This is a genomic window from Streptococcus mitis (genome assembly GCF_946190325.1).
Lineage (GTDB): Bacteria > Bacillota > Bacilli > Lactobacillales > Streptococcaceae > Streptococcus > Streptococcus mitis_CF.
On the sequence record NZ_CAMHZR010000003.1, the window covers coordinates 197205 to 203786 of the forward strand.

Here is a 6582-nt window from a genome sequence, read left to right on the forward strand (position 1 = left end):
ACCCAGAGTAGAGACTAATTGAAACAATAATACACATATTAATTTTGAAAGGAAATATTGTTATGAATTCAAAAAAAATAGTTCCAAGAACTAAAACTCATACCTTTGATGATGTTATCGAACAAGGGTATTGTCATAGGCTGTCAAGATATGTTCCTGATGCAGTTGTTGGAGGTTCCTACAAATATGATTCAACAGATGCATTACCATATGCGAAAAAACTTAAAAATACACTATATGGGGAAAATTTATCTGTTAAGTATTTAGCAAGTTTGTTGGATATGTGGGATAGAGCATGTCAGTTATTTCATACGGTAACAGGGACATGCTTAGCGGATGACATTTTTACCTCAAAGAAAATTTATAGTGAATTGTATTTTTACAATGCTAATACTTCTGATTTTATTACAGATGAGATTATTGAACTTGTTAAAGAAAAACATCGTTCATATTCTAGAAAAGCTGATGAAGATAGCATTTTATCAGTTGAGCATGAGTTTGATATTAACCCTGACATCTATTATTATGTTCTAGGCAAATTGGGTTGGAAAAGAGTAAAACACAATTACCTAGTTAAGGCTCTTGCAGGGGCATTATCTTAAGTTTAATCTAGGGGAGTATCTCCCCTTTATTCTCTTTTATATCTTAAAAAGAAAGGAATTGCATAATGAAGAATCTCTATAAATATCTTTTTTATTTGTTCTTTATTGGATTTGCTTCCACATTATATTACGTGTTGTTTTTAACAAATGTCTATTCTCCTATCTTTGAAGCTATTTCAATATTGATGGGTATTACGATTATTATCTTTTTGATTATTTGTATAGATATGATGGCTTCCCCTGCTGGAGAGGAGGATGCAAAAAATGAGAATGTTAAATCAAACAATTCGTGTGAAGAGTAAATACCCTTACTTGATTCGTCCCCGAAATATTACAATTGTTAGACTATCTATTCAAATTTTTACCCTTTTACTTCTCATGTGTTCATGGATTGCTACAATCCCATTTATTGCACGTCTAGTCTTTTCCATGTTTTTTATAAGTCTTCTTTTTTTCGTAGAGAAGTTCTTTCGTTCTAATTTTATAGCAAAATTGAGAAACAAGCTCAATATCAGAGAAGCTTTGTTTTACATGTTAGTTAGTTTGGCTCTTTATGATGAAAGTGATAATGAAGTCGTAGATTCAGCAGTTCTCTATTTTGACATTTCTGAGGATAACAAGGTTATTATCTGTGTCCCATTATTTGGGAACCGTTATTTGAAAACCTTGAAAAATTTAGAGGAATATCTCTGTCCCACTTTGGGCTTGTCCTTGCTTTCCAAAAAAGAAGAGATTGATAAAATAGTATATGTGTTAGGGCATATAGAAGAAATTGAACAATACGTTTTTAATAGTCAAACATTAACAAGAGAATTTTTTGAGGATATTCCTAGTTCAATAATCCAGCTATCAAATACCCAGCAATTTAGTCTAAAGTCAAACACTAACATAGGTATTTATGGACGAACAGGAACAGGCAAAACAATAGCTCTCCAATGGTATTTATTTAATGCTCTTGCTAAAGGGTGCGGAACTGTTGACGGTACTTACTTAGGCATTGTAGACGGAAAAGGGGCAGACTTATATGCCCTTGGCAAGCTTCTTGAAGAAGAATTGGGCAAAAGTGTTTCCGTAGGTTCTTCTCCTACTTCACTTGCAAAGCTATCAAGACAGTTTGTGGAGATGATGAATGAACGTTTTGAAGTTATCAAGCAGAACAGTTCTCTAAATGCTGATGCATATGATTTGGGGATGACACCGAATTTCCTGTTTATTGATGAGCTCGCTTCTATTCGTGATAGTTGTGGCTCTAGCAAACAAGGTAAAGAGTTATGGAACGAAATTTTGCAAAATTTGGGTTTGATTGCTCGCAAAGGACGCCAGGCAGGTTGCCACCTCTGCCTTAGTACCCAAGACCCTAATGCAGACAATATTCCTGTGGAGTTGCGCCTCCAAATATCAAGTGTTTTGTATCTCTCGAACATTGGTATGGACCGGTTAAAAATGGCATTTTCTATGTGTGAACTTGAGAATGTACCTACTGTGTCAGACAGGAAAGGGGAAGCTCTATTTTTCGCTGATGGAATAAATTCGGTTGAGCCTGTGTTGACAATCGTTCCATTCGTTGATGTAAAAACCAAACAAGAATTTTTACAGGTAGTTAGGAATATTCTACCCAATTACTAATGGCGGTCTTTTTCTCTGTTGGAATAGGAATTCTTTCCAATAGAGAAAAAGAGCACACCTCCTTTCAGGAGGTCACAAAGGAAAGGAAAAATTATGAAATTAAATGATTTTCTGAAACCAGAATTATTAGGAAATAAATTCGTGGCAGTAAAAGGATATACCGAAGTATTAGATAGAGAGACAAATAAGCCTACTGCTTTTCGCCTTAACGTGTCCATACAGGACGACAATACTGAATTTTTTTTAGAACTGATACAAGTAAAAGTAAATACACTAACACCTACTTTAACAGTTCAAGAAATGGCAAATAACAAAACCTGCCCTGTTATATTAAAAGATTTGAATGTTGGTCAGTATAACGGAAACCTTTGGTTCTCATGCTCTGATGTGCTTCCTCTAACAAAATAAGATTCTATGGCTAAAATTTACGCAATTTCTGACATACATGGATATTTAGATGAGTTCATAAACGCTCTCAACAAAGTAGAGTTATCTGATAAAGATAACAGACTTATCTTACTTGGAGACTATATTGATAACGGTTCTAAATCTTTTCAAGTGTTGTCTAAAATTATAGAGCTAGAAGAAATGTACTCTGGGCAAATCATCACCCTATTTGGTAATCATGATGAATGGTTCTACGAGTGGTTAATACCAGAAACTCCTACTGCTTCTGCATTCGGAGAAACGATACAAAGTTTCTTTTCTCCAGAAGAGTTGAAAGAAATCTTAGTCTCTAATCCCAATAACTTTGAAATAGCTATTAGAAACGCAATCAAAACGAAAACTAAATTTATAGACTGGTTTAAAGAGCGATACAAGGATAAACGCTATTACGAGACTGATAATCAAATTTTTGTTCATGCAGGTATTGATGAAGAAGCTGGTGACCTGTGGGAGGAGTTGACAAATCCAGAAACACTTACCAATAAATTTCCAGTGACAACAAGTGCTTTCATCAAAGATGTCATTTCAGGTCATATCGCTTCTCATCAAGTTGCAAGAGATGATAGCTATCTTGGAAAAGTGTATTACAACCAGAACCATTACTTCATTGATGGAGATGTAAATCATAGCAAAACAATACCTGTCCTTTGCTATGATACAATTACCAAGAAATATTATTTTCTATAACTTTTAATCATGTGATCCTAGGCAAAACTGCCGACTGGAGGTCGGCAGTTTAGCAGGGCGGTGATTAGGTCACATGATAAAAGTTAGGAGGAGCAAAGCTCCTCCTAGTTTATTTATTATATAGACAATCTTTTGGCGAAAGCCAACCTAAAAGGAACTATTTTTTATGACCTCATATAATAAAAAAATAGTCCGCACTTCTTCCTATATTGAAATTTGGGAATATGACAAGCCAATCTTTTCAAAAGGAAAATCTATTTCAGATACAGATACTAAAAACAAAGAAAAATCACAACGTAGAACATTTGATGAACTTACACCTGAAGAACAAGAACAACGTCTGGAGCGTATGAAAAAAACTCGCTTAGAAGCAAAGTGGAACTTACTCCGATTAGTCGATTGTAATTATGATGACAATACTTCATTTCTAACCCTGACTACTAAAGAAAATATCAGCGACAGAAACCACTTCAAAGACTTACTAAAAACTTTTATAAAACGCTTTAACTACCACATCTTTAATACCAAGAAAAGTAAATTAAAATATTTAACAGTATTAGAAAAGCAAAAACGTGGAGCATGGCATGCTCATATTCTCCTTTTCAGCGTTCCTTATGTGCCACACCGTCAACTCTTGGAACTTTGGGGACATGGAGCAGTACGGATAAATAAAGTTGATGTAGACAGCAAAGAAAACCGCGGTCGATATGTCACAAAGTATTTTGAAAAAGGGATTGGACAAGAATTGTTGGAAAACTTCGGAAAGCAAGCCTATTTTTCATCACGTAACTTAAAAAAGCCTGATGAAGACAAATTTTACACTTATGAAGTTTTTAACTATGATAGTTCAGTCGTGTTATATGAAACGGAATACACTAGTAAGGTCTATAAAGACGGTCAGTATTACGATAATCATGTAAAGTATAAGAAAATCAAACTAGATGAATAAAGGAGTAAGTCAAATGATAGCAACCATAAATAAGAATGATTTAGTTGCTCTTGGGTTCTCTGAGGGTACTTCTAAACGCATTATCAGGCAAGGGAAGGAAATACTAATTGCAAGAGGATTTGGTGTTTATCAAAATAAACGAATTGGTACTATACCTGCTACTATTGCTACCGAATTACTCGGTTTTGATGTTTCTTTAGGTGCACATCATGACAGTTAAAAAAGCCAAAAACGGAACATGGACTATTGATATTTCTAACGGTTTTCACCCAGTTACACAAAAGCGGATACGAATCATTCGCAAAGGTTTCAAAACCAAAAAAGAGGCTTTAGATATAGAACAACATATCCGAGTTGTTGAGCTAAGAGAAAAACGATTTGATTTTTTGGTAACAACCGATATGCTCTTCAATATACTTGAAGAGGAAGACAGACAAAATAACAGGAAAATCAGCTATATTAGTACACAGAAAAATAACTATGAACGTCATATAAAGCCTTACTTTAAAGATACAAACTTAAACAAATTGTCTTATGAACACATTTTCGAGTTTCGAGAACATCTCAAAACAAAGTGTAAAAAACAAAATAGTAATTCTACATTAAGTCCCAATACAGTCAATAAAATAATGATACTTCTCAAAAAAATTTTTGATACTGGGATAAGAAAATCTTTGATAGATAAAAATCCTGTTGATAATCTAAGAAAATTGCCAATTAGCAAGCCAACTATAAATTTCTGGAGTGTAGAAGAATTTAATGAGTTTAGAAAACTCATTACAAAAGATGAAATAAGTTATGACTTATTCTTTACTATTGCATTTTTTACTGGTATGCGAATGGGAGAGATACTAGCATTAAACTGGTATGATATAAACTTAATAACAAGCACGATACACGTCACAAAAACTGCATACTTTGTCAATAATGAAAATCACATCAATAGTACAAAAACAAGAGCGGGAACTAGGCTTATTACAATCAATAATAAACTAACAGTAATGCTAACAGATTGGAAAGAGAAACAAGTAGATTTGCTTAAAGAATTTACCACAGATACTGATAGTCTTCAAATTATTCAAAGTACGCCAATAGAAATAACTAAAAATATGGTTGATAAAAAATTTAAGCAAGTACTGTCTAGGAATAAGAATCTTAAAAAAATACGTATACACGATTTAAGGCATTCACATGCTTCCTTATTAATCAATCAAGGGGAAGATTACCTAGTAGTAAAAGAACGTCTAGGACATGCCTCAATAACGACTACAATAGATACGTATTCCCATTTATACCCTAGTAAACAGAAAAATCTAGCAAATAAATTAGACGATATTTTTTAAAAATGGAAATATTTGGTAATTTTGAGATGTTAGTAGATATAAACAGAAAAAAAGACAAGGCTTAGAAACCTTGTCTTTATTACTATACCGGCGGCCGGGGTCGAACCGGCACGTCCTTGCGGACACTGGATTTTGAGTCCAGCGCGTCTGCCAATTCCGCCACGCCGGCAAATAGTAACTGGGGTAGCTGGATTCGAACCAACGCATGAGGGAGTCAAAGTCCCTTGCCTTACCGCTTGGCTATACCCCAATAATATAAAATAGGCGAGTGATGGGGATCGAACCCACGCATGCCAGAGCCACAATCTGGTGTGTTAACCACTTCACCACACCCGCCATAATTCTATTAACACGGGCAGTAGGAATTGAACCCACACTGAAGGTTTTGGAGACCTTAGTTCTACCTTTAAACTATGCCCGTAAAATGGAAGGGGAGGGATTCGAACCCCCGAACCCGAAGGAGCGGATTTACAGTCCGCCGCGTTTAGCCTCTTCGCTACCCTTCCAAAATATATAAATGGCGCGAGACGGAATCGAACCGCCGACACATGGAGCTTCAATCCATTGCTCTACCAACTGAGCTACCGAGCCTTATTGCGGGAGCAGGATTTGAACCTACGACCTTCGGGTTATGAGCCCGACGAGCTACCGAGCTGCTCCATCCCGCGTTAATAGAAAAGGAGGATGTGGGATTCGAACCCACGCACGCTTTTACACGCCTGACGGTTTTCAAGACCGTTCCCTTCAGCCGGACTTGGGTAATCCTCCAAAATAGTCCGTACGGGATTCGAACCCGTGTTACCGCCGTGAAAAGGCGGTGTCTTAACCCCTTGACCAACGGACCAAACTTTATGGGCACGAGTGGACTCGAACCACCGACCTCACGCTTATCAGGCGTGCGCTCTAACCACCTGAGCTACGCGCCCAA

At 36.1% G+C, this 6582-nt stretch carries 7 protein-coding genes and 10 tRNA genes; 7 read left to right on the forward strand and 10 right to left on the reverse strand.

Going from position 1 to position 6582, the window contains the following annotated elements; genetic code table 11:
• The first annotated feature begins 62 nt into the window (after positions 1 to 62).
• From N8M95_RS06110 to N8M95_RS06140, 7 genes are all read left to right on the forward strand, one after another.
• The gene (locus tag N8M95_RS06110; protein ID WP_081509718.1) at positions 63 to 602 is read left to right on the forward strand and encodes a hypothetical protein; all 540 of its coding nucleotides are present in this window, start codon (positions 63 to 65) and stop codon (positions 600 to 602) included.
• A 264-nt stretch (positions 603 to 866) separates the two neighbouring features.
• Positions 867 to 2228: a P-loop NTPase family protein gene (locus N8M95_RS06115; protein WP_219589259.1), complete on the forward strand. Its 1362-nt coding sequence runs from the start codon at positions 867 to 869 to the stop codon at positions 2226 to 2228.
• Between the two features lie 93 nt (positions 2229 to 2321).
• On the forward strand, positions 2322 to 2636 hold the full coding sequence (locus N8M95_RS06120) for a hypothetical protein (protein WP_081509712.1): 315 nt from the start codon (positions 2322 to 2324) through the stop codon (positions 2634 to 2636).
• Positions 2637 to 2642: 6 nt separating this feature from the next.
• Positions 2643 to 3362 carry a metallophosphoesterase gene (locus N8M95_RS06125; protein WP_261116806.1) on the forward strand — a complete coding sequence of 240 codons (720 nt, stop codon included), beginning with the start codon at positions 2643 to 2645 and terminating at the stop codon, positions 3360 to 3362.
• Positions 3363 to 3528: 166 nt separating this feature from the next.
• Positions 3529 to 4311 (forward strand): rolling circle replication-associated protein, encoded by a 783-nt coding sequence (locus N8M95_RS06130; RefSeq protein WP_219589258.1) that lies wholly within the window; start codon positions 3529 to 3531, stop codon positions 4309 to 4311.
• Between the two features lie 13 nt (positions 4312 to 4324).
• Positions 4325 to 4531, forward strand: coding sequence for a DUF3173 domain-containing protein (locus tag N8M95_RS06135; protein ID WP_261116809.1), 207 nt, complete (start codon positions 4325 to 4327; stop codon positions 4529 to 4531).
• Positions 4521 to 5654 carry a tyrosine-type recombinase/integrase gene (locus N8M95_RS06140; RefSeq protein ID WP_261116807.1) on the forward strand — a complete coding sequence of 378 codons (1134 nt, stop codon included), beginning with the start codon at positions 4521 to 4523 and terminating at the stop codon, positions 5652 to 5654. Before N8M95_RS06135 ends, N8M95_RS06140 begins: the two co-directional genes overlap by 11 nt.
• An 85-nt stretch (positions 5655 to 5739) precedes the next feature.
• Here the strand turns inward: N8M95_RS06140 and N8M95_RS06145 are convergent.
• The 10 genes from N8M95_RS06145 to N8M95_RS06190 all read right to left on the reverse strand — a co-directional run bounded on the left by N8M95_RS06145 (position 5740) and on the right by N8M95_RS06190 (position 6580).
• Positions 5740 to 5823: transfer RNA gene (locus N8M95_RS06145), tRNA-Leu, on the reverse strand.
• 9 nt (positions 5824 to 5832) lie between these two features.
• Positions 5833 to 5904 (reverse strand) — tRNA-Gln (locus N8M95_RS06150).
• 13 nt (positions 5905 to 5917) lie between these two features.
• Positions 5918 to 5990: transfer RNA gene (locus N8M95_RS06155), tRNA-His, on the reverse strand.
• A 14-nt stretch (positions 5991 to 6004) separates the two neighbouring features.
• Positions 6005 to 6075: transfer RNA gene (locus N8M95_RS06160), tRNA-Trp, on the reverse strand.
• Positions 6076 to 6079: 4 nt separating this feature from the next.
• Positions 6080 to 6160: transfer RNA gene (locus N8M95_RS06165), tRNA-Tyr, on the reverse strand.
• Positions 6161 to 6172: 12 nt separating this feature from the next.
• Positions 6173 to 6245, reverse strand: a tRNA-Phe gene (locus N8M95_RS06170).
• Positions 6246 to 6248: 3 nt separating this feature from the next.
• Positions 6249 to 6322 (reverse strand) — tRNA-Met (locus N8M95_RS06175).
• A 10-nt stretch (positions 6323 to 6332) separates the two neighbouring features.
• Positions 6333 to 6422: transfer RNA gene (locus N8M95_RS06180), tRNA-Ser, on the reverse strand.
• Between the two features lie 4 nt (positions 6423 to 6426).
• Positions 6427 to 6498: transfer RNA gene (locus N8M95_RS06185), tRNA-Glu, on the reverse strand.
• Positions 6499 to 6506: 8 nt separating this feature from the next.
• Positions 6507 to 6580, reverse strand: a tRNA-Ile gene (locus N8M95_RS06190).
• Between the last annotated feature and the right edge of the window lie 2 nt (positions 6581 to 6582).

Excerpts from the sequence above, each read along its gene's own strand:
- N8M95_RS06110 (WP_081509718.1), top strand. The coding sequence starts at position 63 with ATGAATTCAAAAAAAATAGTTCCAAGAACTAAAACTCATACCTTTGAT.
- N8M95_RS06115 (WP_219589259.1), top strand. The coding sequence starts at position 867 with ATGAGAATGTTAAATCAAACAATTCGTGTGAAGAGTAAATACCCTTAC.
- N8M95_RS06120 (WP_081509712.1), top strand. The coding sequence starts at position 2,322 with ATGAAATTAAATGATTTTCTGAAACCAGAATTATTAGGAAATAAATTC.
- N8M95_RS06125 (WP_261116806.1), top strand. The coding sequence starts at position 2,643 with ATGGCTAAAATTTACGCAATTTCTGACATACATGGATATTTAGATGAG.
- N8M95_RS06130 (WP_219589258.1), top strand. The coding sequence starts at position 3,529 with ATGACCTCATATAATAAAAAAATAGTCCGCACTTCTTCCTATATTGAA.
- N8M95_RS06135 (WP_261116809.1), top strand. The coding sequence starts at position 4,325 with ATGATAGCAACCATAAATAAGAATGATTTAGTTGCTCTTGGGTTCTCT.
- N8M95_RS06140 (WP_261116807.1), top strand. The coding sequence starts at position 4,521 with ATGACAGTTAAAAAAGCCAAAAACGGAACATGGACTATTGATATTTCT.